General features: G+C 63.1%; 1 protein-coding gene and 2 pseudogenes. All 3 read left to right on the forward strand.

Annotated elements, in window-relative coordinates:
* Positions 1-103 precede the first annotated feature (103 nt).
* Positions 104-469 (forward strand): transposase, encoded by a 366-nt coding sequence (locus B6V73_RS20340; protein WP_143597964.1) that lies wholly within the window; start codon positions 104-106, stop codon positions 467-469.
* Positions 466-780: pseudogene (tnpB, locus tag B6V73_RS20345) on the forward strand (IS66 family insertion sequence element accessory protein TnpB); the annotation flags it as partial. The gene B6V73_RS20340 and the pseudogene tnpB, both read left to right, overlap by 4 nt.
* A gap of 95 nt (positions 781-875) precedes the next feature.
* A pseudogene (locus B6V73_RS20350) lies at positions 876-1322 on the forward strand (IS66 family transposase); the annotation flags it as partial.
* Between the last annotated feature and the right edge of the window lie 110 nt (positions 1323-1432).

Raw genomic sequence — 1432 nt, forward strand, 5'->3', positions numbered from 1 at the left:
GGCGCAAAGGCTGCGACCTCGGAGAGAACCATGACCCGGACGGACGTCGCGATCCGCACTTGACGAAGCCGCAATCACACCATGTGTCTTATCGGGAGGCGCTATGTTGGGTGAGGTTCTGGGTGTCGAACGGCGCCGTCGTTGGAGCGACGAGGAGAAGCTCGAGATCTTGCTGGAAGTGGGTGTTGGCGGCGCTTCGGTTACGCAAGTTGCTCAGCGACATGAGCTCACACGCTCGCAAATCTACGGCTGGCGCCGGGACCTGAAGAAGAAGGGCCTTTGGTCGCCGGATCGGGGAGCAGTCTTTCTGCCTCTTGATTTCGGTGCCCAATCCGAACCGGCCCACTCCCCACCCGCTCGCCCGGTTGTTGTCGAGCTGCGTTTGGGGAACGGTCGCTGCCTCCGTTTCGACAGCAGCATGGATGGTGAGGCGCTGACCGGGCTGATCCGCGCGGTGGAAGCGGCATGATCGGCCCAGGCACCGGGGTCCGGGTCTACCTGGCGTGCGGCGCGACCGACATGCGGAAAGGAATTGCCGGGCTCTCAGCCCTGGCCCAGGAAGTGCTGCGCCAGAAACCCACCAGCGGCGCGGTCTTCGCGTTCCGCGGTCGAAAGGGGGATCGGCTGAAGCTGCTCTACTGGGATGGCCAAGGCTTCTGCCTCTATTACAAGGTCCTCGAGCGCGGACGGTTTCCTTGGCCGAACACCAAGGCCGGGGCCGCGCGGCTGACCTCCGCCCAGCTGGCGATGCTCTGGGAAGGGATCGATTGGAGGCGCCCGGACTGGGGCGCACCACCCGCGCGGGTCGGGCAGATTATCCACCTGAATCCACTTGTTTTATTGGCCATTTCGACCTGTGCATGGTATCAGTCGGCATGTCCGATGATGCTCACTTTCTCTCTGATGATCCTGCGGTCCTGAAGGCGATGATCGCCGCACTTCAGGCGGAGAATGCACGCATGTCGGCCACGCTTCAGGCCCACGAGCAGTTGGTTCAGGCTCTGCGCTTGCGGATCGCCAAGCTCCAGAAACAGGCCTTCGGAAAGTCCTCGGAAAAGATTGAGCGTGAGATCGCGCAGCTCGAACTGGCGCTCGAAGACCTGCTGGTCGCAGTTGCCGAGAAGCGTGATGGGTCAGTCGAGGAGGAGGTGCCTGCGGCGATCGATGCCGCTGAGATCAAGCCTCGTCGACGCCCGCGCGTCTCGGACACGACACCTCGCGAACGACGCGAACTCGATCCCGGCTCCTGTTGTCCCGACTGTGGTGGCGACCTTCGCGTGGTGGGTGAGGATGTCAGCGAGTTGCTCGACATGGTCGCGGCGGCTCTGTTGCACAAATCGGGTGATGGCCGAGGCTCCCCTTTCCCCGGACAGAATTATCCCACGAGTTCCGTGACGGGTATGCCGAGCGCCGTATAGCCGTTGAGCACGGC

This window comes from Thioclava sp. JM3, assembly GCF_002213185.1.
GTDB classification, from domain to species: domain Bacteria; phylum Pseudomonadota; class Alphaproteobacteria; order Rhodobacterales; family Rhodobacteraceae; genus Thioclava; species Thioclava nitratireducens.

What these genes read in the sequence shown, in the direction of transcription:
- B6V73_RS20340 (WP_143597964.1), top strand. Translation starts at nt 104, where the DNA reads ATGTTGGGTGAGGTTCTGGGTGTCGAACGGCGCCGTCGTTGGAGCGAC.